The 23,880-nt window shown below is 30.9% G+C and carries 22 protein-coding genes, 3 tRNA genes and 1 riboswitch; of the genes, 11 read left to right on the top strand and 14 right to left on the bottom strand.

The features are described from left to right. Nucleotides 1-212: 212 nt before the first annotated feature. Nucleotides 213-497 (bottom strand): hypothetical protein, encoded by a 285-nt coding sequence (locus tag B0A78_RS10260; protein ID WP_211282052.1) that lies wholly within the window; start codon nucleotides 495-497, stop codon nucleotides 213-215. A gap of 404 nt (nucleotides 498-901) precedes the next feature. Here B0A78_RS10260 and B0A78_RS10255 point away from each other — a divergent pair, with 404 nt between their 5' ends. The 3 genes from B0A78_RS10255 to B0A78_RS10245 all read left to right on the top strand — a co-directional run bounded on the left by B0A78_RS10255 (nucleotide 902) and on the right by B0A78_RS10245 (nucleotide 4,733). After that, on the top strand, nucleotides 902-2,983 hold the full coding sequence (locus B0A78_RS10255) for an AAA family ATPase (RefSeq protein WP_169859139.1): 2,082 nt from the start codon (nucleotides 902-904) through the stop codon (nucleotides 2,981-2,983). A 14-nt stretch (nucleotides 2,984-2,997) separates the two neighbouring features. Further along, the gene (locus B0A78_RS10250) at nucleotides 2,998-3,978 is read left to right on the top strand and encodes a hypothetical protein (protein ID WP_097609652.1); all 981 of its coding nucleotides are present in this window, start codon (nucleotides 2,998-3,000) and stop codon (nucleotides 3,976-3,978) included. Between the two features lie 167 nt (nucleotides 3,979-4,145). Next, entirely contained in the window at nucleotides 4,146-4,733 is a 588-nt protein-coding gene (locus B0A78_RS10245) for a hypothetical protein (protein WP_065213178.1), read from the top strand. A 359-nt stretch (nucleotides 4,734-5,092) separates the two neighbouring features. Here B0A78_RS10245 and B0A78_RS10240 read toward each other — a convergent pair whose 3' ends face one another. From B0A78_RS10240 to B0A78_RS10195, 10 genes are all read right to left on the bottom strand, one after another. Continuing rightward, nucleotides 5,093-7,777 carry a polysaccharide lyase family 8 super-sandwich domain-containing protein gene (locus B0A78_RS10240; RefSeq protein ID WP_123907285.1) on the bottom strand — a complete coding sequence of 895 codons (2,685 nt, stop codon included), beginning with the start codon at nucleotides 7,775-7,777 and terminating at the stop codon, nucleotides 5,093-5,095. A 651-nt stretch (nucleotides 7,778-8,428) separates the two neighbouring features. Then, a tRNA-Thr gene (locus B0A78_RS10235) sits at nucleotides 8,429-8,502 on the bottom strand. A gap of 48 nt (nucleotides 8,503-8,550) precedes the next feature. Beyond that, nucleotides 8,551-8,624 (bottom strand) — tRNA-Thr (locus tag B0A78_RS10230). 52 nt (nucleotides 8,625-8,676) lie between these two features. Next, nucleotides 8,677-8,750 (bottom strand) — tRNA-Thr (locus tag B0A78_RS10225). An 80-nt stretch (nucleotides 8,751-8,830) separates the two neighbouring features. Then, nucleotides 8,831-9,097 (bottom strand): hypothetical protein, encoded by a 267-nt coding sequence (locus B0A78_RS10220; RefSeq protein ID WP_014165099.1) that lies wholly within the window; start codon nucleotides 9,095-9,097, stop codon nucleotides 8,831-8,833. A gap of 54 nt (nucleotides 9,098-9,151) precedes the next feature. Continuing rightward, nucleotides 9,152-10,120: a type I phosphomannose isomerase catalytic subunit gene (locus tag B0A78_RS10215; RefSeq protein WP_014165100.1), complete on the bottom strand. Its 969-nt coding sequence runs from the start codon at nucleotides 10,118-10,120 to the stop codon at nucleotides 9,152-9,154. Continuing rightward, nucleotides 10,120-10,581, bottom strand: a complete 462-nt coding sequence (locus B0A78_RS10210) for a peroxiredoxin (protein WP_014165101.1) — start codon at nucleotides 10,579-10,581, stop codon at nucleotides 10,120-10,122. The genes B0A78_RS10215 and B0A78_RS10210 overlap by 1 nt, the downstream gene beginning before the upstream one ends. A gap of 7 nt (nucleotides 10,582-10,588) precedes the next feature. Further along, the gene (locus B0A78_RS10205; protein WP_014165102.1) at nucleotides 10,589-10,996 is read right to left on the bottom strand and encodes a 6-pyruvoyl trahydropterin synthase family protein; all 408 of its coding nucleotides are present in this window, start codon (nucleotides 10,994-10,996) and stop codon (nucleotides 10,589-10,591) included. Then, nucleotides 10,993-11,520, bottom strand: a complete 528-nt coding sequence (gene idi, locus B0A78_RS10200; protein ID WP_014165103.1) for an isopentenyl-diphosphate Delta-isomerase — start codon at nucleotides 11,518-11,520, stop codon at nucleotides 10,993-10,995. The genes B0A78_RS10205 and idi overlap by 4 nt, the downstream gene beginning before the upstream one ends. Nucleotides 11,521-11,616: 96 nt before the next feature. Beyond that, nucleotides 11,617-13,179 (bottom strand): NAD(P)/FAD-dependent oxidoreductase, encoded by a 1,563-nt coding sequence (locus B0A78_RS10195; protein WP_014165104.1) that lies wholly within the window; start codon nucleotides 13,177-13,179, stop codon nucleotides 11,617-11,619. Nucleotides 13,180-13,258: 79 nt separating this feature from the next. Between B0A78_RS10195 and B0A78_RS10190 the strand changes: the two genes are divergently transcribed. From B0A78_RS10190 to B0A78_RS10160, 7 genes are all read left to right on the top strand, one after another. Continuing rightward, entirely contained in the window at nucleotides 13,259-13,495 is a 237-nt protein-coding gene (locus B0A78_RS10190; protein WP_014165105.1) for a hypothetical protein, read from the top strand. 66 nt (nucleotides 13,496-13,561) lie between these two features. Next, the gene (locus tag B0A78_RS10185) at nucleotides 13,562-14,389 is read left to right on the top strand and encodes a sterol desaturase family protein (RefSeq protein WP_014165106.1); all 828 of its coding nucleotides are present in this window, start codon (nucleotides 13,562-13,564) and stop codon (nucleotides 14,387-14,389) included. An 83-nt stretch (nucleotides 14,390-14,472) separates the two neighbouring features. Beyond that, the gene (locus B0A78_RS10180; RefSeq protein ID WP_014165107.1) at nucleotides 14,473-14,751 is read left to right on the top strand and encodes a TIGR03643 family protein; all 279 of its coding nucleotides are present in this window, start codon (nucleotides 14,473-14,475) and stop codon (nucleotides 14,749-14,751) included. Nucleotides 14,752-14,865: 114 nt separating this feature from the next. Next, nucleotides 14,866-16,719, top strand: coding sequence for a M61 family metallopeptidase (locus B0A78_RS10175; protein WP_014165108.1), 1,854 nt, complete (start codon nucleotides 14,866-14,868; stop codon nucleotides 16,717-16,719). Between the two features lie 87 nt (nucleotides 16,720-16,806). Further along, complete coding sequence (locus tag B0A78_RS10170; RefSeq protein WP_014165109.1) at nucleotides 16,807-17,511, top strand: DUF4369 domain-containing protein; 705 nt, start codon at nucleotides 16,807-16,809, stop codon at nucleotides 17,509-17,511. A 57-nt stretch (nucleotides 17,512-17,568) separates the two neighbouring features. Next, nucleotides 17,569-18,414: a helix-turn-helix domain-containing protein gene (locus B0A78_RS10165; protein ID WP_014165110.1), complete on the top strand. Its 846-nt coding sequence runs from the start codon at nucleotides 17,569-17,571 to the stop codon at nucleotides 18,412-18,414. Between the two features lie 78 nt (nucleotides 18,415-18,492). Next, nucleotides 18,493-19,032, top strand: a complete 540-nt coding sequence (locus B0A78_RS10160; RefSeq protein ID WP_014165111.1) for a YbhB/YbcL family Raf kinase inhibitor-like protein — start codon at nucleotides 18,493-18,495, stop codon at nucleotides 19,030-19,032. Between the two features lie 75 nt (nucleotides 19,033-19,107). Here the strand turns inward: B0A78_RS10160 and B0A78_RS10155 are convergent, their stop codons facing one another. Both B0A78_RS10155 and B0A78_RS10150 read right to left on the bottom strand, forming a co-directional pair. Then, nucleotides 19,108-19,608: a DUF4252 domain-containing protein gene (locus B0A78_RS10155; protein WP_041253374.1), complete on the bottom strand. Its 501-nt coding sequence runs from the start codon at nucleotides 19,606-19,608 to the stop codon at nucleotides 19,108-19,110. A 4-nt stretch (nucleotides 19,609-19,612) separates the two neighbouring features. After that, nucleotides 19,613-19,885: a hypothetical protein gene (locus tag B0A78_RS10150; RefSeq protein WP_014165113.1), complete on the bottom strand. Its 273-nt coding sequence runs from the start codon at nucleotides 19,883-19,885 to the stop codon at nucleotides 19,613-19,615. 46 nt (nucleotides 19,886-19,931) lie between these two features. Here B0A78_RS10150 and B0A78_RS10145 point away from each other — a divergent pair, with 46 nt between their 5' ends. Continuing rightward, the gene (locus B0A78_RS10145) at nucleotides 19,932-21,344 is read left to right on the top strand and encodes a S41 family peptidase (protein WP_065213176.1); all 1,413 of its coding nucleotides are present in this window, start codon (nucleotides 19,932-19,934) and stop codon (nucleotides 21,342-21,344) included. 111 nt (nucleotides 21,345-21,455) lie between these two features. Here the strand turns inward: B0A78_RS10145 and B0A78_RS10140 are convergent, their stop codons facing one another. After that, nucleotides 21,456-23,366 (bottom strand): TonB-dependent receptor plug domain-containing protein, encoded by a 1,911-nt coding sequence (locus B0A78_RS10140; protein ID WP_081278996.1) that lies wholly within the window; start codon nucleotides 23,364-23,366, stop codon nucleotides 21,456-21,458. 68 nt (nucleotides 23,367-23,434) lie between these two features. After that, nucleotides 23,435-23,714: riboswitch (cobalamin riboswitch) on the bottom strand. Between the last annotated feature and the right edge of the window lie 166 nt (nucleotides 23,715-23,880).

The raw sequence follows: 23,880 nt of genomic DNA, 5'->3' as shown, positions 1-23,880 counted from the left end.
GCTGTCTGAAAAGTAATCCATCTGTCGTTTGTCACTCTGAGCTAAGAAGGAGACCTGCTATTAATAGCTGGTAAATTCTCGCTTTAGTAGCCATGACAGGATGGTGCATTTTTTGGACAGTCTCTTTTTTTACGCACTATTTTTTCAAGACGTGCAGCATTTGGGAATCATTTTTATCAGCAAAAACTTGCCAATATAAATCTTTTTTTATTTTAATTGAGTAAAAAAGGCTCGTCGTCCAGTAAAAAAGACTCGGCGTCCAGTAAAAAAGGCTCGCCGTCCAGCCAAAAAGACTCACCGTCCAGTAAAAAAGACTCGGCGTCCAGCCAAAAAGGCTCGCCGTCCAGCAAAAAAGACTCGTCGTCCAGTAAAAAAGGCTCGTCGTCCAGTAAAAAAGACTCGTCGTCCAGTAAAAAAGGCTCGCCGTCCAGCCAAAAAGACTCACCGTCCAGTAAAAAAGACTCGGCGTCCAGCCAAAAAGGCTCGCCGTCCAGCAAAAAAGACTCGTCGTCCAGTAAAAAAGACTCGTGGTCCAGCCAAAAAGAGTGGCGGTGGATTCCCAGCGGTATTGTTTAATTAATGGGGTAGTGTAGGAACTGTAACATACCCGCTTTTTTTATTATTGGGGTATTTTTAGCGGGTGCCACCAGACGTTAGGGTACGGACACAAGTACGGACACAGGTGTCCGTTCGTTTTGTCCGTTTTGTTCATGTCCTTATCGTAGGGTTGGTTTTCTAAAAAAGGTAATCGCTATCTTAATTTGGGGTGTATGTACATGAAATACAAATCTAGATAAAATTGAAGATTCATTCATTACTATACTTTATAAAAAATCACTAGGTTTGAGTAAATAAAAAAGACTCATAAACAACTAAAAACTAATCTATGGAACTTCTATACTTGTGGGTAAGAAAATATAAGAATATAGAACATCAAGGATTTAACTTATCAAGCAAAGTTACTTTTGAGACAATCGTTAACAGCCAAGAAGATGATGATACTTTAAATGTTACTTTAACACATTTAGAGAACGAAAAATATTTTTCCTTATTTCCCAGTAATATTATTGATGTAAAAGCTGTAATTGGTGAAAATGGTAGTGGAAAAACAAATTTACTGGAAGCAATATTAGATTTCTTTTTAGGTAGGAGAAATAATTTTAAAGGGTTTTTAGTTACATCTGACAAAATCATTATCCGAGACAAACTTAAATTTGTAGAGGTGCCAAAAGAACTATTTGGCAAAACAATTGATTTTATCTATCCAGAAGATATTTCTAATTTTTCTAGTGGAGAGATTAAAGGGAATTTGTCGAGAGAAGAAGCTTTTAAAATTATTAGAAGCAATTTAATGGAAACGTATTTTAAGGATAATTATATTATTAAATACGCTTCTTTTATCAATATGGATAACATCCATAATGTTGACGGTATAGAAAATGATTATGCTAAATATGAAAATGGAGAACCTAATTTTATAAATATAGCTACAGAATCTATGATTGTAAGTGACTATGAATCTCATAAAAGTAATGATAGATATATGGTTGTTAATGAAAGTGAATTGTTAGCACATAAATATCGAGAATCCTTAAGAATGTCTAATTTTTTAAAAATAGCTAAAGAACACTTTTTTGACGAGAATAGATTTTTTAGTTTGCCAGTTATTGAATTTACTGATTTTGGTGAGCGATTTTCGAAAAGTGTCGATAAAATAATTTCTCCAAATTCTGAATCTTATGAGCAAAGTATCGAGAAAATTTTAAAATTTGAAACATTATATACACATTCAAGTGATTATGAAGAAAATTTTTTCAAGAGTTTATCAAGAGACATTACTTATTGTTTTTTAAGCTATGAATTAAATTATTATTTTAATTCTACCCCAGAAGATAGGTTTCCTATTGTAAAATTAATTGATAATTTAGAAAAAAATTATAATTCTAATTTAGATCGATTTGAAGCTCTTTATCTCTATATAAAAAATACATCTTTGCTATTTAAAAATTCTGACTTAATAATTGATCAGATTAAAGAAATAAAAGAATATTTTATTAAAAAATTTCGATCCAAGGAAATAATTTATGATGAAATTTTTGGGTTTAAAATTACTGAGAATAATGTTTCAGAAATAATTCAAGATTTCTTAAAAACTCCACTCTTTGGTATCAAAATAGATGAAGATCAACTTCTACCTTTGAATATTTTTGGATTTAATTTTAATGGATTGAGCGGAGGTGAATATGTTTTTTTATCACAGTTTGCTAGAATGTATGAAACTTTAAATAATCATATTAAGACAAATGAAAACATATTGTTTTTAATTGATGAGGGAGATGTAACTTTTCATCCACAGTGGCAAAAAAAGTATTTAAATTTTTTGCTTGATTTTTTTGAGAAGTTTTTCCCTAAAAATAGAGTGCAGCTTATTTTAACTACGCATTCCCCTTTTATAGTTTCCGATTTGCCTAAAGAGAATATTATTTTCTTAAAAAGGGATAAATATAGCAAAACAGAAGTAAGTGATATTATTCATCAAAACTTAACATTTGGTGCTAATATTCACGATATTTTAGCAAATGATTTCTTTTTGCAAGATGGATTTATGGGGGAGTTTGCTAAAAATGAAATAAATAAGGTAATCGACTTTTTGACTGATAAGAAAATAAAAAATAAAATAGAAAGCCTCAAAAAAGAGATATACACAATTGAAAATTTGATTGCTAAAAGTAGTAATGAAAATGAAAAAAAGGATTTAGAAATTGATAAGAAAAATTTAAATAAACAAAAAAATACGCTAAGTAAGAAAACTAAAAAGATTCCGTTTTCAGATAAATATGATAAAGACTATTGTAAAAATGTAATTGATATTATTGGCGAACCTATTTTGTCATTTAGTTTAATAGAGTTATATACAGAAGCTTTTCCAGATGAAAAGAAGTCTTTTATTGATGAGCAAATAAAAAGACTCCAAAACTTATAAATTGTATTAAAATTATGATAGCAATACCTCTTGATAAAGTAAGAAATATTCAAAATATACATCAATCAGAAATAGAGATTCAAAGGAAAAATGCTTTAAACAAACTTAATGAGCTTAAAAAGGGAAGTCAAACAACCAAAGATCAAGAATACTTAGAATTTGTTATAGATAAATTTGAAAATGAAAATGATAATATACTTCTGTGGGATTTAAAAAGAATTAAGGGAGAAATAGAAAAATCAGATTTTATAAATGTTCCTACTGAAATAAAAAAGGATAAAAACGGAAAAGAGTATATTGTTAAAACAGCTTTAAAAGATAAGATTCTTGCTTGTTTAGACTATAAGGGTTTGAGGAGTACTTTTTATCCAAATTATTTTAATACTATAGGAATTAAAGCGTGTGTGTATTGTAATTCTCAGTTGACAATAGTAGCCAATAAAAGACACGCAAAATTTGAAGTCGATCATTTTTATTCTAAAAGTGATTATCCATTTTTAAGTATTACACTGTGTAATCTTTATCCAGCTTGCGCTTCTTGTAATGGAAGTAAAAGCGCAAAAAAAATACATTTTGAGTTATACACAAATGATATTTCTAAAACCAAAAAATCAGATTACAAATTTAAATTAGCTTCAAATTCAAAAGCAAAATATTTAGTTACCAGAGATAAAAATACGATTGAAGTTGAATTTGAAGAACCTGACTATAAATCAAATCAGTTTGAAAAATTTAATAATGTATTTCACATTGAAGGAATTTACAAGACTCAAAATGACTTAGTAGAAGAATTATTAATTAAAAGCCAAGTTTATAATGATAGTTATATCAAATCTTTAAAAATTGGTTTTCAAAAATTAAACCTTAATCCTGAGCTTTTTAAAAGGATTATTGTTGGTAATTATACTCAAGATATTGATATTCATAAAAGACCAATGAGTAAAATTACTATGGATATTGCAAGGGAACTTGGGTTGATTGATATGGTTGAGTGAATTTAGAAAACAAGACGGTTAGCTTAATTGAAAATGAGTTGATATTTTGAAAAATATTTCACTTGTGTTTATAAAGAAAGCTGGGATTTTGTTTGTTACTATTTGCGCGAAAGCATTTTAAGAAAATAAATCTTGAAAAATGATTTAAGTAATATAGGGACAACAGTATGACAAACACAGAACTAAATACTATTATAGACGAGTTAACAATTACTCTAGCTAACTGTAAAATAGACCAGAATGGTATTAAAAGTTTAGTAATTAACGAAACTTTTTTTAACGCAGACTATATGCAAAGAGTCAATATAACTACCTGTCCTGAACATACTGCTACTTTTCAAGAACTACTAAAAATAAATCAACCTGTATTATATTGGTTTGAATTTGATAAAAACAGCGTAAGCAAGGAAACGTTGCGCAATAAATATGTAGCTTATCGTGAACCTATGAAATATGATTTTAAAAATAAAAATTATAGGAATACCGCTGCTTATAAAACGGATATAAAAGAGTCTGATTTTACTTTATACGTAGGCAAGGTAAAAAAAGGTTTTTGGGGAAGATTAGTAACCCATTTAGGGCATAATAAAGCGAAAGGAACTGCTGGTATGCAATTATTCCACTGGTTTAACCCAAAAGAGTACGGCGATATAACATTATATTATTTAACATTAGATACTGCTATGGAAAATTTAATTTCGGTTTTGGAAATTGAAATGGCACTAAGAAAAAAGCCAATCATAGGAAGGTTTTAAATAAATTATGGCTTGATTGGTTTGGTTTGACGTAAAGACTATGAATAGTCTATATAAAACAAAAGCTAAATGACTGTAGTGGTTGAATTTTGTATTTATAATTTATGGATTTGAGCAAAATATATCCAAAATTGCTAATTTACTTGACATTCTTTTTGGGTGAATTTACAAATTTTTCCTACTTTGCCCTTGCATCTTTATCACAAAGTCTAACACATAATCTGGGTTTCTGGATAAAATCTTAAACCCTCATTTTGCAATTACTCAAAATGAGGGTTTTTAGGATGTTAACTAAAAATCATATTGTATAGAGAATTAACAAACGCTTTTTAGTTTGTTATGATTTAAAGTCTTTTTTATTATTTTTTATAGACTGTAATGCTCTGATTTCCTATTTTTAATAGATATGATCCACTGGATAATTTAGACATATCTACTGTGTTGCTATTAATTATTACAAGATGGGTTATATCTTGTCCTTGTAAATTATACAACTTAGTATTTGTCATGTTCATTTGAACATTATCAACTCGTATCATAGCATTTGTTGGATTAGGATAAGCCAAAAGGGTCTTTGATGGATTCGTTATAGGGGAGTTAATAATTGGTCTTATTAAGGTAATATGTTTTTTAAAAGTTGTTTCAATAGGTAATCCTTGATAGGTTAAGAACCTGAATGTAGTACTCGTTGAATTTGAAGAAACTAATTGAATATCTTTATGAGGTTGTGGCAATTCCCACTCTCCATCAAATGTAATTTCTATAGGCTGAATTTTAAATGAATCAAAGCTTCTTTTGTCTGGAAGACCTAGATCAGGATTAGACAAGCTCAATGTCATTTCTGAATTAGAGTTTAATGGTCCGTACATTATTAAACAAGGTTTATCATTTGAAATTAGGTTGGTATTTCCAGGAAGTACTGTATTTGCTTCAAAAAGTGCAAAAGCATGTATTCCTGATGCTGTATGTTTGATAATATGTGATTTACTATCTTTATTTAGTACCGTATACGGTCGTGTGCTGGTATTTTTGAATGAATTGGCTAAATTTTGCATATCTGAAGCATTCGTATTAGGAAGTACTACGTATTCGTATTGAGCATTATTAGGGGCTTTACCGTGATCTATAAATCCTATAGCTGCTTCTGTATTGGGATTTAGAATTGCTGGATTGTTTTGATTATGTGCTGGTGTTTGTTGATTCTTACGTTGAATCTTTACATCATTATTTCCACTAACTAAGTAAAAGCCTGTATTAAAGTTATCTAAAATCCAGTTTGGGTTTGTTCCTAAATAAGTAGATGTTATACCTGTTGAGGTATATGTATTGTTATTTATTATCACATTGTTAGGAGTTGTTGCATTTTGATATAAAGTGGTAACTGTTGCAGTATTAACATCGCTATTGCTTATATCAGAACCTAAACAAATGATCATATCATTAAAGAAAAACGAAGATTTCTTAAAGGTAAAAGAGGTATCATGCGTATTTGATCCTGTTGGTGTTCCTCCCCATCCTATATTTTCTGCTTCTTGAAAATCCATAGCAAACATACCTAGTGTTCCAAAAACATCTTTTAAATATTCGCCTTTTTTAAGATTATGTTGCAAAGAACCTGCTAGTTTTTTACTTGAATATTCATCTACTCTTTGCCAAGGTACAATTAAATCTTGCCATGATAAAACTTTAGTAGTAGCACCTGGATTATAATTCCAATCCCACTTTGTATTATCAAAACCGTTGGCAGCAGCAGTTCCTGGATATAGGATATTCATAGCTCCATAACTTTGGTATCTACCATATCTGTTACTATTACTAAAGGTTTCTGCTCCCCAAAGTTGATTGCTAAATCCTTTATTTAGTATCACTGTATTCTTGGTTCTAAATATACCTGCGCTTGCGTGATTGTTTTGATAAAAGCCATCGTGAAAAGGAGCAATTGTACTATGATTAAAAGAGGGCTCTACGCCATATCTTTTGTTATAGATGCTTGCTAAAAGAGGGTCTGCTGTCTGTAAACCTAAAATAGAACCTCCCACAAGAGCTAAATTTTTTATAGAATTTTGATCTACAGATATTGTTTCCCAATTACCACTTCTACCTGTCATAGATAAGGGGATCCATCCAGCATCATTAGAAATTAATATTTTGTGCATAACAGCATCTCTAAAAACTTTATATGCTGGGGCTTTTATTTGAAAACGGGTGGTTCCAAATACATCTAGGCAATAAATAAGGGTGTTATAAGCGTACATATACGTTTCGTAATTGTTCCAATGATGATATCCACTGCCATCTGGTTTTATTCCATCTCGGGTACCATCTGTGTATACAGAGGCAAATCGGGTAACAAATCGGCTTAAGGTTAACATATAACGATACTGTTCATCATCTGTTGAGAAACATTTTACTAAAGGCACAAGTGCATCTAATTTATTATAAACATCATCTGTATTAATAACTCCTTCTGTGGCTTGGGAATTATAATCATAGGTTGGCTTCCAAAAAACATTCCAATTGGCAAATTCTTTTTCTATAATATACAAAATTCTTTGCTTGTTTTGAGGAGTTAAATACTCTGCACAGAAAAAGCCTTTTCTTGAAAAGTTTTTAAATACATAACCGTGTGTATCAACTGATAGGGTATTATTGCAAAGGTTTTCTGAAACCCACCAGATTAAATCATTTACTCTTTGAATTACGGCGGTATCATTAGGATTGAATTTTAGGTGGTCAACAAACGTATTTAAAAAGGTAAGTTTATTGTAATCTGTTATAGGATTACCGGTAATGGTATTGCCGTTTACCACTATATTTAAACTGTTATAAAGCCTAATAGCAGTATTTAAACTTGAGGTAGATGGTTGGGTGGTAGCTAATCTTGTGTTTTTAGCTTTATCATAAATATTTTGAATTTCCGATTTAATGGCCGGATCACTGGATTGTAATGCTAAATCAGGAACAAAAGTAGGTGCACACTGAGCGTCTATTCCTAAGACACTCGTCAAGAATAGTGCTGTAATTAAAAAAAAACTTTGTTTCATTTGTTTTCTTATTTTTATTAATACTATGGCATTGCTTGGCTGTATTTTTATAAGCAATTACCGTGACGAAGGTTGCTTTTATCTAATTTTTATATTTTTTATAGTTTGACTTAATGGCAATTCAGGCAACTAGTATACTTGTTGCAAAAAGGGAAACAATACTAAAAATTAGATTAATTAGAAAAAATTAATATAATTATAACCTATCTTGAAAAGCTAAAATTGTAGAATAATGATGATTTCTAATCATCCGGCTCATTAGATCATCATCTTTGATAAATTACTACTGAAGCGATAGGTATAAAGTCTGACAGGTTTATAAAATTTTATCTGTCTTATAGCAAATTTAATAATTTATTTCAAAACAGAGTCTAATTCATTGAAAAAGTTTATTTTAGAGATTTCTTATTTTGTAGAAATTTTCTTTCTAAAAAATACTTTGGAGCAAAACAATTTTTAAAATAAATGAAGTCTTTTCATTTTTAAATTAGTTCTCTAAAGTATATAATATATGCTTTGCTAGATCAAAAACGTTATGTTACGCCCTTTATGGGATCCCTCCTTGAGTCGGGATGGCTAGAATCCGAAGTAAAATACTTTTGGTGTACTTTTTTAAATAAAAAAGAGAAACTGAATCAGTTTCTCTTTTTGAGCCGATGGAGGGACTCGAACCCACGACCTGCTGATTACAAATCAGCTGCTCTAGCCAGCTGAGCTACACCGGCAAGGTATTTTTAATAATTTTATTTAATAGTATCTTTTGATAAACTTTGAGCCGATGGAGGGACTCGAACCCACGACCTGCTGATTACAAATCAGCTGCTCTAGCCAGCTGAGCTACACCGGCAAAAGTATACTTTCAATAAATTTATTTAAAGATTATCTTTCGATAATTTTTGAGCCGATGGAGGGACTCGAACCCACGACCTGCTGATTACAAATCAGCTGCTCTAGCCAGCTGAGCTACACCGGCGACTCATTTACGGGTGCAAATATAGGAGAGTTTTTTTATTTTCCAAAGCTTTGCACCCTACTTTTTTACACTTTTTTTAACTACAAAGCATTAATTTTATCAACTAATTGGTTTGCAGCATTTTCCAATTCAACATTTATTTGTTTAAAGTGTACTTTTTTATTTTCAACTTTTTTCGTGTTCACTTTTACAATCAAATTATCGAAAATAACAAAAGCCTCTTCAATAACAGCATTAGTTTCATCAGTTGGTTTACCTGTTGAAGTCATTTCATATAAATAAACCGCCTCAATAATTTGACCAATTACATAATTGATATTCTTTTTTAAATTCTTTACACTTGCCATTCGTATGTATTTTAAATTACGTTTACAAAATTACAATTATTCTTTCGATATCTGTTAAGAAATTACAATTTCCAACAATTTAGCTTCTCCTATTAACTGAAAGTCTTTTAGAGCAGCAGGAATTAAAAAGGTGTTTCCTTTAGTAAATTCGTATATCTGTTGATTTACTTTTATTTTTAAATTTCCTTTAGTACACATATATACCACAAAACTATTGCCTTTATTATGGTATTGATATTCTTCTTTTAGGTCTAAAACTTTTACTGTAAAATAGGGACTATCAACTACGTTTACTGCTTGATTATCTGATAACGTATAGTCTACTTTTACCTTCTTCTTTTGATAATCTATTGCATCTAAAGCTAGTTCTATATGCAATTCCCGTAAGTTGCCTTGTGCATCTTTGCGATCGAAATCGTAAATTCTATAGGTAATATCTGATGTTTGCTGTATTTCAGCTACAACGGTACCTGCTCCAATGGCATGTACAGTACCTGTTTCTAAATAAAACACGTCTCCTTCTTTTACTGGATAGGCTTCTAAAATAGAGGATAGGTTTTTATTTTTTAAGTGTTCTAAGTAGGCTTCTTTTGAGGCATCTTCTTTAAATCCTACTATTAATTTTGCTTCAGGCTCTGCTTCTACTACATACCACATTTCCGTTTTACCAAAAGAATTATGTCGTTCTTTTGCTAACGCATCATTAGGATGCACTTGAATAGAAAGATCCTCTCTGGCATCTAAAAATTTAAAGAGCAATGGAAATTGCGTTCCAAAACGCTGGTATACCTTACTTCCTAATATTTCGAGTGGGTATTTTTCAATTAATTCTGTCAAAAGCACACCTTTATAAACGCCTTGACTGACTTGACTAACATCTTGGTCAATAGCAGCAAGCTCCCAACTTTCTCCTGTTTTTTCAGAAACAATAGACTTATTTAGGAATGTTTTTAAACGTGTCCCTCCCCAAATCCTATCTTTAAAGATAGGCTCAAACTGTAAAGGATATAATTCCATCGGCATTAAATCAAACTTTTTACTTTTTCTACTGTACGGTCTAAATGATTTGTGGCATTCATGTCTTCAAAAATCATTTGAACCACTCCTTCTTTATCTACTATATAAGTTACTCTTCCGGGGATCAATCCTAACATATTTGATTTTACTCCGAATAAGTTTCGTAGTATTTTATCTGGATCTGACAATAATATATAAGGTAGATCGTATTTGCTTGCAAATTTTTTATGTGCTGCAATACTATCGCCACTAATCCCTATTACCTCTGCTCCTATGGTTTTAAACTCTTCGTACTGATCTCTTAAAAAACAAGCTTGTTTGGTACAACCGGGGGTATCATCTTTCGGATAAAAATAAATGACTAATACTTTTTTACCTAGAACAGAATTAATATAAAAATCATTTCCGTTCTGATCTTTTGCTCCAAAAAGAGGAAGTTTATCCCCTACTTTCAAACCTTTTTGCATAATTATACTATCCTTTATATGTAACGAAATTACGTGGTGTTTCAAACAAGGTAACTTCTAAATCATTTTCTTTTTTTATTCTTTTTCTAATTTTATTCCAGATAACAACTACAATATTTTCCGCAGTAGGTATTACATTTTCGAATTCTGGAACGTCTAAATTTAAATTTTTATGGTCAAACGGAATTTCTACTTCTTCATAAATTATATCTGCCAGATCTTTAATATCAATCACATAACCTGTTTCTGGATTAATACTACCTGTAACACTGACTATCAACTCATAGTTGTGTCCATGAAAATTAGGGTTGTTGCATTTACCAAAAACTTTTTGATTTTGCTCATCTGTCCAATCTTTCCTATACAAACGATGAGCTGCATTAAAATGAGCTTTTCTTGACACTGTTACTCTCATAATGTATGCGCTTCTAAATAATGATAAAATTCGTCAAAAATAATCTTAAACCAAACTGTATATTGATGAGGATGAAGTTTTATATCTTGTTTTACTGCTTCAATAGACATCCATTTCCAGTTTTCTACCTCATCTGTGTTTATAGAGGGTGCTTCATTAAAATATCCTATCATTACATGATCTAACTCATGCTCTGTTAATCCGTTATCAAAGGGTGCTTTGTAAATAAAATGAAAAAGTTCTTTTAGTTCTGTTGTAAACCCCATTTCTTCTTGTAAACGACGTTTTCCTGCCTCTATATTAGACTCTCCTTCCCTTTGATGGCTGCAACAAGTATTGGTCCATAATAATGGGGAATGATATTTATGATGCGCTCTTTGCTGAAGCATTATTTCTCTTTGATCATTCAGTATAAATACAGAAAAAGCTCTATGTAGCAATGCCTTTTCATGTGCTTCTAGTTTAGGCATTAATCCTATTACTTGATCTACTTCGTTTACTAAAATTACTTTTTCTTCAATCATAGTTTTATATTACGGGAGTAAAAGTACGAAAAGTCTATCAATTACTACCCGATCCTTTTTATTTAGACTTCTCCTTACATCTCTTACACAAACTATTTAATTCAGCAATGTTTCTGCTGCTTTTATTGCGCATTTTTCGCCATCTATAGCTGCTGAAATAATTCCTCCTGCGTATCCTGCTCCTTCTCCACATGGATACAGTCCTGTAATTTGCAAATGTTCTAACGTAACGTTATCACGAGGAATTCTAACAGGTGATGAGGTTCTACTTTCTGGAGCATGCAAAATGGCTTCATTCGTAAAGTATCCTTTCATTGATTTTCCAAATTGAACAAATCCTTCGCGCATAATTTGTGTTAAAAAGGAAGGGAACACAGTTCCTAACTCTACACTTGTTGTTCCTGGAACATAGGATGTTTTAGGGATATCTATTGAACCTTTTTTTTGAGAAAAATCAACCATTCTCTGAGCGGGTACTTTTTGTGTTTTACCTGCCATTTCCCATGCTTTTTGCTCAATGGCTTTTTGAAATTCCATACCAGCCAACGCTCCAAATTTAGCATACGGTTTAAAGTCTTCTAATTTTAATTCTACCACAATTCCTGAATTGGCTGTGACTTGATCTCTTTTAGATGGGGACCAACCATTTGTAACAACTTCTCCTGGACTTGTTGCGCAAGGAGCTATCACTCCTCCTGGACACATACAAAAAGAATACATCCCTCGTCCGTTAACCTGTTTAACAACAGAATATGGTGCTGGCGGCAGAAACGCTCCTCTAAAATCACACGAATATTGTATTGAATCTATTAAACTTTGTGGGTGTTCTGCTCGGACTCCTAAAGCAAATGGTTTGGCTTCTATTAAAACTTTTTTTCGATCTAATAATTCAAACACATCACGAGCGGAATGTCCTGTAGCAAGTATTATTTTTTTGGCTTTTATAACATTTCCTGATTGTGTAACGACTCCTTCTACCTCATTATTTTTTATTAAAATATCCGTTACTCGTGTTTCAAATAACACTTGTCCGCCATATTCTTTGATTTTTTCTCTAATATCTTGAATAATTTCAGGCAATTTATTGGTTCCTATATGAGGATGGGCTTCTACTAGTATTTCCGAAGAAGCTCCAAATGCTACCAATAATCTTAAAATACGATCTACATCTCCTCGTTTTTTTGAACGTGTGTACAGTTTTCCATCAGAATAAGTCCCTGCTCCTCCTTCTCCAAAACAATAATTCGAATCTTCATTTACTATATGGTCTCTATTAATTGCTTTTAAATCTCTTCTTCTACCTCTTACATCTTTTCCTCTTTCTAACAAAATGGGTTTAATTCCTAATTCAATTAATTGTAAAGCAGCAAACAACCCCGCAGGTCCTGCTCCCACCACAATTACTTCTGGAGCATTCGTAACATCTTGGTAATTGGGCAAAGTTATTTTATCTTGAATAATTTGTTCTCCTTGAAAATAAACAATGATTTTTAAATTTATTTTAATTGCTTTTTGTCGAGCATCAATCGATCTTTTAAGAATTACATAGTACTGTATATCTGCAACAGATACTTGTACTAATTTTGCAAGATGATTCTTTAGCATCATTTCATTAGAAGCTACCTCAGGCGATACTTGAATTTGAAGTTCTTTTGGCATTATCATTTTTTTACGTTGCAAAAATACTACTTATTTTCAAGTGAATCATTGTAAATTTGTATTTCAAATCTAAGAGAATATGCAAAGAAAAATAAAACTTATTTGGGATTTTAGAGGTCCCGCAGCAGCTAAAACCGCGGAACATCATGAAATTCATTTAAGAGAATATATTGAAATAGAACAATTCCCAATCAAAATCACTGGTTTTTCAGTACTGAACGAAATGCACGCTATAGCTTGGATGGTGGTAAATGATCAAAACATGCTTCGGGTTAGAGACGCATTAAAACCTCACAGAGGCGAATTATTTGAATAAAAAAAACAAATCTTAATTCATTCATAATAAATAGTTTCTTAAATTTGGTTTTGAACTAAAATTTTTATGATTAACGAGATTACTAACTATTTTGAAACGATCCCTTCGTCTCATAGGTCTTTGATTTTATTTGGAGGCATTGCCTTTTTTTGGATTTTAGAAAGTGGTTTTCCTCGTTTTCGTTTTGAATACAATAAAATACAACATGCTTTTCTAAACCTATTTTTTACTTTTACAACGATAATTATCAACTTTTTTTTAGCAATCCTTTTATTTAAAAGTTGCGTCTGGGACAGTCAAAATCATTTTGGGATTATACATTGGTTTAACGTTAGTAATCTAGGATTACAGTGCTTCATAGGTCTTTTATTTATGGATTTTATAGGAGCTTATGTACCTCATTATTTACAACATAAAATAAAATTTTTATGGCGCTTTCATCTCATTCATCATACGGACACTTGGGTTGATACAACCAGTGCTAACCGTCATCATCCAGGAGAAAGTATTTTTAGGTTTTTGTTTACCGTTTTAGCTGTTTTGATTACTGGAGCTCCCGTTTGGCTTTTTTTTATGTATCAGTCCTGTTCTGTATTATTATCTCAGTTTAACCATTCAAACATACAGCTCCCTAAAAAACTCAATTCATTACTATCAATTGTATTAGTTACCCCAAAAATCCATCGTATTCATCATCATTATCAACTTCCCTATACGGATAGCAATTATGGAAATGTTTTTAGTATTTGGGATCGTTTTTTAAGAACTTATCAAAATTTACCACAAGACCAAATTGTTTTTGGTATAGACACTCATACCTCTTTAAAAGAGCACAATAATTTAAGTAATTTATTAACTATTCCTTTTCAAAAATATAAGGATCCAAAAACATAAAGAAATTTTAAAAGTCATACCTTTTTATTAATATTGGTATAAGTATTGCATAAAGTTTAATACAATTTTGTTTTATAATTTAAATGAGAAAAAGTAAGATCGCTGAATTAGACAGAGAAAATTTAGAAAGACTAATCAGCATGGCAAAAGAAGAACGTAAACCCTTTGAAGCAATTAAGGAAGAATTTGGGGTTGGCGAAAGTGATGTAACAGAATTAATGCGTAAACATCTATCAAAAGATCAATTTGAACTTTGGAAGAAAAAAGTGGCGGCTTCCAAACCTAAACCTAAACCTATCAAAAATAACGATTTTGATGATGATTTGGACGGTAAGTATTATCTTAAAAATAAATTTGATTGATCCATACTCCTGCTTGACAGGAGTTTTTTGTTAATTTTATCACAAAGATTGCGTTACAAATTAGCAAACTAATATCTTTAATGGCAAATTTCTCAAATCTTTATTAATTTATTAATGAAAAAAATATTTTTATCAGCTGTATTAACATCACTATTTTTTACTGGTAAAGCAGCCCCCTTAAACGGTTCTAAAACCCCAGAAGTAAACGTTACAATTGATTTGAACACAATACAAGATGACAAGGTCATGGTAACGGTAATTCCTACTCCCTCTAAAGAGGATGTCATACTCTTTAGTATTCCTAAAACAGTTCCTGGTACTTATTCATCAGATAATTATGGGCGTTTTATTGAAAAAATAAAAGCTTATACTACAAAAGGAGAGAATTTACCGTTAGCAAAACTGGATGAAAACACTTATCGTATTACAGGTGCTAAAAAATTAGGTAAAATAACTTACTGGGTAAATGACACTTATGATACTGAACAAGTTGGAGGCATAGGAGGTGATGATGTTTTTTCGCCAGCTGGAACGAATATAGATTCTAATTGTTTTGTTTTAAACACGCATGGTTTTATTGGTTACTTTAGCGATAAAAAAGAAGTTCCTTACACCTTAACCGTCCTTCACCCTAACCATTTATACGGCGCTACCTCTCTTACCGATAGTGATCCTAGCAAAACCATTGATGTTTTTAAAACCAATCGTTATGCTACTCTTGTAGATCATCCAATAATGTATACAAAGCCAGACCTTGCTACTTTTAAAGTAGAAGATATGGATATTCTAATAAGTGTATATTCACCCACTGGAAAATACAAAGCAGCTGATTTAGCTCCTAACATGGAAAAAATGATGAAGGCTCAAAAAAAGTTTTTAGGGCCTATCAATAATACCAAAAAATACTCGATCCTAATTTATCTTACAGACGTACAAAAGCAAGATGCAAAAGGTTTTGGCGCTTTAGAACATACCACCTCTACTACTGTTGTTATGCCTGAAATGATGCCTTCTGATCAAATGGACGAACAGTTAAAAGACATTGTTTCTCACGAGTTCTTTCATATAGTAAGTCCACTAGGTGTTCATTCAGAAGAAATTCATTATTTTGATTTCAATGAGCCTAAAATGTCTAAACATTTATGGATGTATGAAGGAATAACAGAATATTTTGCTAATCTGTTCCAAATTAATCAAGGTTTAATTAATGAAGAGGAGTTTTATAATCGTATGACTGATAAAATTAGACAATCAGCCAATATGGACGATACAATTCCTTTTACTAAAATGAGTGCTAATGTGTTAACAAAACCTTATAAAGATCAATACCTTAATGTCTATCAAAAAGGAGCTTTAATCGGTATGTGTCTAGACATTATTATCCGCGAAAAAAGCAATGGTCAACGTGGTGTATTGGATTTAATGCAAAAGCTAAATAATGAATACGGTATTAATACTCCTTTTAAAGATGAAGCTCTTTTTGATAAGATCATAGCTCTTACTTATCCAGAAGTAGGCGATTTCTTACGAACTTATGTAGACGGACCAACTCCTATTCCTTATGAAATTTTTTTTGCTAAAATGGGGGTTACACAAGCACAAACAAAGGTTCCAGGAAATGTTTTTATAAAGGAACAAACACCTTATATAACCGTTAATCAATCCACTAAAGAAATCGTAATTATTCCTGGAATAGAGCTTCCTGAATTTTACAGTCATTTAGGATTAAAAGGAGGCGATTCTATTTTGGCTGTAAATGATAAAAATTACAACTTAGACAATATTTACGATATGATTATGGCGAGTCAGAGTTGGAAAGAAAATGAAAATATTTCTATTAAAATCAAAAGAGATCAAAAAGAGGTTACTTTAAAAGGTGTTATAAAACTTCCTTTTGAAGAAGTAACTGGCTACAAATCTACTGACGATAATAAAAAAGCTTTAAAAGAAGCTTGGCTAAACGGATAATTGAGATTTCTTATGAATTTAAATCCTCAAAATACAGTTGAATTTTGAGGATTTTTTTTATTACATTGCAAAAAATTTAGAATAAATATGTACAAAAAAGTTATCGTAGCAATTACTTTTGTGTTTTTTGCTTCATGCGCAGACAAGGCACCTGCAAAAGATGAGGTAATCGTAACAGGAAATATAAAGGGGTTAAAAAAAGGAAAGCTATACATCCAAAAAGTACAAGACAGTACTCTAGTAGCTTTAGATACTATTGAATTAAATGGTTCCTCTAATTTTGAGAGTTCAATTAAATTAGATTCTCCTGAAATGCTTTATTTGTTTGTGGATAGAGGACAAACGAATTCAATGGATAATAATTTGTTGTTTTTTGCAGAGCCAGGAAAAATAACTATTGATACGGATCTTGATTTCTTTTTTGCTAATGCAAAAATTACAGGTTCTAAAAACCATGATCTTTACAAAGAATATAAGGATATCATTGCTAAATTTAATGAACAACAGCTTCAATTACTTCAAGCTAAAATACTCGGAAATAAAGGCAATAAAAACTATAATGAGCTAGACAATCAAAATAAGCAGGATCAGTTATTAAAAAGAAAATATTTGTACTCTGCTAATTTTGCGCTTACCCATGCGGATCACGAAATTGCTCCCTACATAGCACTTACAGATATTTATGATATGCAACCTAAATTTTTAGAGGAAATACATAAAAAAATGTCTCCAGAGGTAGCCAATTCTAAATACGGTAAAAAATTTACGGATTACTTAAAGAAATCAAAATAATAAAAAAGCGACGATTAACTCTTTTAATTGTCGTTTTTTATTTAAAAACTTAATTTAATGAATACGCAATTGGTTCATAATTTACCCTTTGATTTTTTTCAGGACAATCACTTTGAGTGTGCTATTTATTTTTATAACACACAACAGTCTAGTAAAAACATCCCTGTTACTTTTACCCACAATGTCCTTTGTTTTTTACTAAATGGATATAAAGAAGTCATTAGCAACCAGAATAATATTTCTATCCAAAATGATCAATTTTTTTTATTACAATCTGGAAATAGTCTAATGACAGAACGTTTAATAGGAGAATCAGGCTATAACAGTATTCTTTTTTTCTTTTCGGATCATTTTTTAAATCAAATTTTATTAAAAAAACAAATTGAACTACCAAAAGCAACTCATTCAAATCAAACGGTATTAAATATCCGAAAAGATGTGTATGTTAACCTATTTGAAAAATCATTACTTTTATTAAAAAACGATTTTAATAAAGCCCCTCATCTTACTCATGTAAAGTTAGAAGAAATTCTGTTGTATTTACTTAACAAAGAACCTAATCAAATTGCTCCTTTTTTTCAAAATACATTAAGCCGTCATAAAAACAAATCAATAAAGGATATTGTGCAGCAGCATGAGAACAGCCCCCTTACTATTGATGAACTTGCTTTCTTATCTAATATGAGTGTTTCTACTTTTAAAAGAAAGTTTGCTGAAATATATCAAATTTCTCCTAAAAAATACTTTATTTCAAAAAGAATGGAAAAGGCTCGAAATGAGTTAATGCTTAACAAGAGACCTTCTGATCTTTACCACGAATTGGGTTATGAAAATTTATCTGCATTTAGTAACGAATTTAAAAAGTATTATGGAGTATCTCCTAAAAACTTCAAAATGGACTAAAAGAACATCTTTTTGGACTTTTAGCGCAATAATATTCCCAAACTTAATCTTAAATTTGCATTATAAAATAACATAAAAATGAAAAAGATATTAACCTTGCTTGCTTTTATTTCTGCTTTTACAGCAAGCGCGCAAACTTTTACTTTAAAAAGTAATGATCTAGGAGGTCAAGCAACTATGAAACAAGTTTTTAACGGTTTTGGTTGTACGGGTGAAAATATGTCGCCTCAATTATTTTGGGAAAATGCACCAAAGGATACTAAAAGTTTTGCTGTTACAATACATGATGAAAATGCACCTACAGGAAGTGGATGGTGGCATTGGCTTGCTTTTGATATTCCTGCAGCAACTAAAGAGTTAAAAACAGGAGCGGGAGATGTTACTAAAAACTTAATGCCTGCTGGCGTAATACAAAGTATTACTGATTTTGGCAAATCAGGTTATGGGGGTCCTTGCCCTCCTGAAGGACATGGTTTTCATAAATACACGATTACTGTTTATGCCTTAAAAACGGATAAGTTAGGTCTAGATAAAAATGCTAGTCCTGCATTAGTAGGTTATTACTTAAATGGCAATACAATTGAAAAAGCTTCTATTGTGATGTATTACAAAAGATAATTTTAACAACTCTTTTTAGTTAAAATAAACGGTTCCAAATACGGCTTACTATTTGTATTTGGGACCATTTTTTTGTTATTTTTTAGCGGCTCTGTTTAATTCTTCTCCTCCTGGCAAATTCATTCGTTTGGTTAAAAGCGAGATTTCATTTAATGAAAAATTACCAGTTAAAGACATTAACACCGTTTCTTTTCCTTCCATAAACAGTAATAATTCGGATACATTGGTGCCTCCTGGAATCATTTTTACATAAATTTTAGAACTTTTCCCGTTTTCATTTACACGCGTTAACTCTTCTAATTGATCACTATATTGATCTACAATGGTGCGCATATCAGAAGTAGTTTTAGAATGAGTTGTCTTAAAAACTTTCAAATAATCTAATTTTTTTATCAAATTTAAATAGGTTTGATCTTCTTTCGTTTCCATTTTTACTTTACTCATCAATTCAAACATTTTATCGTTTACGATAACAGAAGATACGTTACTATTCCCTTCAAATTTATCAAAAGGAGTTTGTGCCATACTTAAGTAGGATGATAAAATACTAAAAACTAAAACTATCTTTTTCTTCATTTTTTTATTTTTTAAAAATTTTGAGTGTCGTTTGATCATACTCTTTTAATCTATTTACATTTTTCATACCAAAGTTTAACTGAGATGATATTAAACGCAAGGCTTTTTGTGTTTCTTTATACGCTTCTTCTGGGGTTTGACAAGTTCCTAATTGGGTGTTGGCAACCTCTTCCTTTTGTTTTTCAAACCAATAATAGTAACTTCCAAACGCTACTGAACCAATTATAAATGTTAAAAACCAAAATAAATTTCGGTTTTTTATATTTTCTTTACGCATTTAATATAATTTTAAGCTCATAAATTTACATCATATCCTTTTATAAATGAAAAAAAATATAACCAGGCTTTTAATCATCCTAACCGCTGGTCTGTTATTTAGTTGTAATGACTTAGATGATCAACCACAATATAACAGTTTAGATCCTTATAATTTTGTATGGAAAGGTTTAAACCAATATTATTATTATCAAGAAAATGTAGCCAATCTGAGCGATCACCGTTTTAATTCACAAGAGGAACTGAATTCATATCTGAGCAGCTTTACAAAGCCTGAAACTTTATTTGAAAATTTGATATACAATCGAAAGAATATTGATAAATTTAGTTTTATAACTTCTAATTATACTGTATTAGAACAGATTCTTTCTGGAACGAATGATAGTAATGGTATGGAGTATGGGATTAGTCCTAAGAATGGAAGTCAAACTGAAGTTTTTGGCTGGGTAAAATACATCATGCCTAATAGTGATGCTAGTACAAAAGATCTAAAACGAGGGGATCTTTTTTATGGGGTTAATGGTATTCCTCTTACTCGTAGCAATTATCGTGAATTGTTATCTAAAACAAATTATACTTTAAATTTAGCTTCCTATGATGGAGGTGCTATTACACCTAATGGAAAAACAGTGGCGTTAGTTAAAAAAGCGTATTCTGAAAATCCTGTTTATATTACCGATGTGATAGAGGAAGGAAATAAAAAAATCGGTTATTTAATGTATAATGGTTTTTATACGTATTATGAACCACAATTAAATCGGGCTTTTGGTAAATTAAAGGCGGCTGGAATAACGGATTTAGTCTTGGATTTACGTTATAATTCAGGAGGATCCGTAGCAACCGCTACTCGTTTAGCAAGTATGATTACGGGACAATTTGAAGATCAAATTTTTGCTAAAGAGCAATGGAATTCTAAGATTAGTAGAACAATAGACCCTAATAGGTTATTAAATAAATTTACCTCACAGCTAAAAGATGGTACTCCGATTAATTCATTAAATTTGAATAAAGTATATATCTTAACAACCGCTAACACTGCATCTGCTAGTGAATTGGTTATTAATTGTTTAAAACCTTACATACAAGTAGTTCAAATAGGCGATACAACTACGGGCAAGAATGTGGGATCTATTACACTGTATGACTCACCAAACTACACAAAACGAAATTTGAATCCAACTCATAGATATGCTATGCAACTGATTGTTTTAAAAATTGTTAACAAAGTAGGTTTTGGAGATTATGAAGCGGGTATTACTCCCGATGCGACTAATATATTAACGGAAGATATAAGTAACCTAGGGGTTTTAGGAAATAGGTCTGAACCTTATTTAGCTAAAGCAATGAGTTTAATTAAATCAGGTGATAGAATTGGCATTCAGAAACCTCCGTTTAAAGTTTATAACAAAGTTATTGATCTTTCTAAAGACGATTTAAAATATGAAATGTATGTAGATTAGAAAAGTGATCAATCTCATTTTATATTTTATAATAAAAAAATCACNNGTGATTTTTTTATTATAAAAGTGGAGTACACATTAATTTTTTATATTTCAGATAATCTCTACTGATTAAAACTGAAAATTCATTCCGATTTTAAAGTTTCTCCCTCTTGTATTATACCCCATGGTTTCTATAAATTCTTCATTTAATAAATTTTGAACGGATCCAAAAACACTCAAATGGTTTGATAATTTTACTTTCAGATTCGTATGAAATAATTTATAAGCCGAAACGGATACGTCTGTTGCTCTAAAAGTAGAAGAATTGTAGTATGATACGTTTCTAAAATCTACAAACTGAAATTGAGCATCCCATGCAATAGATTTAGTCAATTCAACCGATAAACTAGCATTTATTCTATGTTTTGCAACGGCTTTTGCAATAGCTTGATCATTTTCTACAAAAGTATAATTACCCGTTAAGGTTATTTTTTCTAGAGGTTTGATCATTATATTGGATTCAATCCCTTTTGATTTATTTATTCCTTCTATATTTTCATATTGCCATCCTGTATTTGAGGTCTTCTTTTTAAAAGCAATTGAATTATTTTCTTCTCTATAAAATCCAACTGCTGAAATTTTCATTTTTTGATCAAAAAAACTTTTTTCAAAACCAGCTTCAATAGTAGTATTTTCTTGTGGTGTTAAATCTTTATTACCATACTCCGAATACACTTGATATAATGTTGGTGCTACTACTGCTCCTCCTATTGATCCATATAATTTTAAATTGATTTTTTCAAAATTAAAACTTGGATTAATATTAAAGATGACATAATCTTTATAAACGCTGTGTTTTAAATAACGAGCTCCTGCATTTACATTTAATCCAAACTTAGTGTTTAATACTGCTGTAATATAAGGATCTAACATGGTGTATTTAGCGTCTTGATTATAAATATTAACATAAGGGGTAGCTTGAAGCATATCAAAATATTGGAATTGAACCCCTGTGATAAAAGCTAAAGAGTTTCCTATATTGTATTTATTAAAAACGTCAACATTTATATTTCGTGATTTAGAGAAGGATTCTGTATAATTATTTAATGAAACTCCTGAGAGTCTTTTTTGTTCATAAAAGCCAAAAGAAGAATTTATTTTCAACTCTCCTTTTTTATACTTCATTGAAGGAGAAAAGCCTCCTCTAAACTGTTCTCCTATTAAAGTATTTACTTCATTATCTACAAAGGCCCCTGTATCGTAGGCAAATCTTAAGCGATCATAGTTAGCAAAAAAATCCAATTTAATTTCTTTATTTATTGCTACTCCTAATTGTTGATTAAGATTAACTCTTGAAAACTTATCTTTTTCAAAATCATCTCCTTTTGCTTCACTAATACCTGTTATTTCTGCGCTATTTAGAGAGGTTAAAAAAGAGATTTTTCCTTTTGTCCCGTTCAATGAAAAACCTTGATTGTATTCTTCTGGTTTATACTTTTTGGTGGTTGTTAAATTTTGAGTTCCTATATTAAAGTAGGCTGTTCCTACGACTCCTTTGTCAGTTGCTTTTTTTAATGTAATATTAATAACTGCTGTGGCTGCATTAGCACCATATAATACGGAGGAAGCTCCTTTGAGTACTTCTATACTTTCAACTTGTTCTACGGGTAATAATCGTAAATCATACGTAGTTGAAATACTTGATGCATCTACTACAGGATTACCGTCTATTAGAATTAATACTTGTTTTGTACTTCCTCCTCTAACAAACAAATCTAAATTCTTTCCTACTCCACTCTGACTTCCTACAACTTCAAATCCAGCTAACTGGCTTAATACCGTAGCCACACTTTGCCCTTTTCTTTGTTCTAAATCTTTTGATGTGATTTTTTCAATCGTTCTACCTGTTTTTGTTTTGTTTTGCAGAAATTTAGTCTCTGATACAACTACTTCTTCTATTTTTTTTGATTCTTGCTCTTGTGCAAAAGCACTACCATACATACACGTTAAAACGCTTGCTAATAAAATGTTTTTTTTCATTTTAATTCTTTAAATGCGGAAAAAAAGACAGAATTTACCCAACCCAAACTTTTTTTCCCGAAAGTTTGTTAATAAAATAAATTTAGGCAGGTCTCCTGGCTTGCGTCTTGTAATTAACCTTCCCGTTTTAAATTTCAAACAGTGGTTGTAGATCATTACAAGCTGAATAGCTTACAGTTGCGGGTACAGCTCAGGTTTTGATATTGGATTTCTTATTTTAGATATTGATTTTCAGGAATACGGTTCCGTTATCATTAATCTTCAAATAATTTATCTATAATCTCACTCTGATTCCCTTTTAAGCTGACTTTTCACAAAAGTCGAGCACCATAAATTCACAGGCAAAGTTAGTACATCTTTTAAAAAAAATAAAAAAAATAAAAAAAAACAGATTCCTTTATTAAAAATTCCTCAATAAAAGAACCCTAAAATCCATATATTTCAAAGTTTAGAATATAATTTAGTTTTATTTCATCTCCAATTATTGTTATACTATTTAAACTTTGAAATTTCC

Origin of the sequence: Flavobacterium columnare NBRC 100251 = ATCC 23463, from assembly GCF_002530675.1 — a bacterium.
Classification (GTDB): domain Bacteria; phylum Bacteroidota; class Bacteroidia; order Flavobacteriales; family Flavobacteriaceae; genus Flavobacterium; species Flavobacterium columnare.
Note: the sequence above shows the minus strand (reverse complement) of the source record. Positions and strands in the feature narration are given on the sequence as shown.

Excerpts from the sequence above, each read along its gene's own strand:
- B0A78_RS10165 (WP_014165110.1), top strand. The coding sequence starts at position 17,569 with ATGAATACGCAATTGGTTCATAATTTACCCTTTGATTTTTTTCAGGAC.
- B0A78_RS10160 (WP_014165111.1), top strand. The coding sequence starts at position 18,493 with ATGAAAAAGATATTAACCTTGCTTGCTTTTATTTCTGCTTTTACAGCA.
- B0A78_RS10150 (WP_014165113.1), bottom strand. The coding sequence starts at position 19,885 with ATGCGTAAAGAAAATATAAAAAACCGAAATTTATTTTGGTTTTTAACA.
- B0A78_RS10155 (WP_041253374.1), bottom strand. The coding sequence starts at position 19,608 with ATGAAGAAAAAGATAGTTTTAGTTTTTAGTATTTTATCATCCTACTTA.
- B0A78_RS10190 (WP_014165105.1), top strand. The coding sequence starts at position 13,259 with ATGCAAAGAAAAATAAAACTTATTTGGGATTTTAGAGGTCCCGCAGCA.
- B0A78_RS10145 (WP_065213176.1), top strand. The coding sequence starts at position 19,932 with ATGAAAAAAAATATAACCAGGCTTTTAATCATCCTAACCGCTGGTCTG.
- B0A78_RS10180 (WP_014165107.1), top strand. The coding sequence starts at position 14,473 with ATGAGAAAAAGTAAGATCGCTGAATTAGACAGAGAAAATTTAGAAAGA.
- idi (WP_014165103.1), bottom strand. The coding sequence starts at position 11,520 with ATGATTGAAGAAAAAGTAATTTTAGTAAACGAAGTAGATCAAGTAATA.
- B0A78_RS10170 (WP_014165109.1), top strand. The coding sequence starts at position 16,807 with ATGTACAAAAAAGTTATCGTAGCAATTACTTTTGTGTTTTTTGCTTCA.
- B0A78_RS10240 (WP_123907285.1), bottom strand. The coding sequence starts at position 7,777 with ATGAAACAAAGTTTTTTTTTAATTACAGCACTATTCTTGACGAGTGTC.
- B0A78_RS10175 (WP_014165108.1), top strand. The coding sequence starts at position 14,866 with ATGAAAAAAATATTTTTATCAGCTGTATTAACATCACTATTTTTTACT.
- B0A78_RS10185 (WP_014165106.1), top strand. The coding sequence starts at position 13,562 with ATGATTAACGAGATTACTAACTATTTTGAAACGATCCCTTCGTCTCAT.
- B0A78_RS10245 (WP_065213178.1), top strand. The coding sequence starts at position 4,146 with ATGACAAACACAGAACTAAATACTATTATAGACGAGTTAACAATTACT.
- B0A78_RS10140 (WP_081278996.1), bottom strand. The coding sequence starts at position 23,366 with ATGAAAAAAAACATTTTATTAGCAAGCGTTTTAACGTGTATGTATGGT.
- B0A78_RS10220 (WP_014165099.1), bottom strand. The coding sequence starts at position 9,097 with ATGGCAAGTGTAAAGAATTTAAAAAAGAATATCAATTATGTAATTGGT.
- B0A78_RS10210 (WP_014165101.1), bottom strand. The coding sequence starts at position 10,581 with ATGCAAAAAGGTTTGAAAGTAGGGGATAAACTTCCTCTTTTTGGAGCA.
- B0A78_RS10215 (WP_014165100.1), bottom strand. The coding sequence starts at position 10,120 with ATGCCGATGGAATTATATCCTTTACAGTTTGAGCCTATCTTTAAAGAT.
- B0A78_RS10250 (WP_097609652.1), top strand. The coding sequence starts at position 2,998 with ATGATAGCAATACCTCTTGATAAAGTAAGAAATATTCAAAATATACAT.
- B0A78_RS10195 (WP_014165104.1), bottom strand. The coding sequence starts at position 13,179 with ATGCCAAAAGAACTTCAAATTCAAGTATCGCCTGAGGTAGCTTCTAAT.
- B0A78_RS10205 (WP_014165102.1), bottom strand. The coding sequence starts at position 10,996 with ATGAGAGTAACAGTGTCAAGAAAAGCTCATTTTAATGCAGCTCATCGT.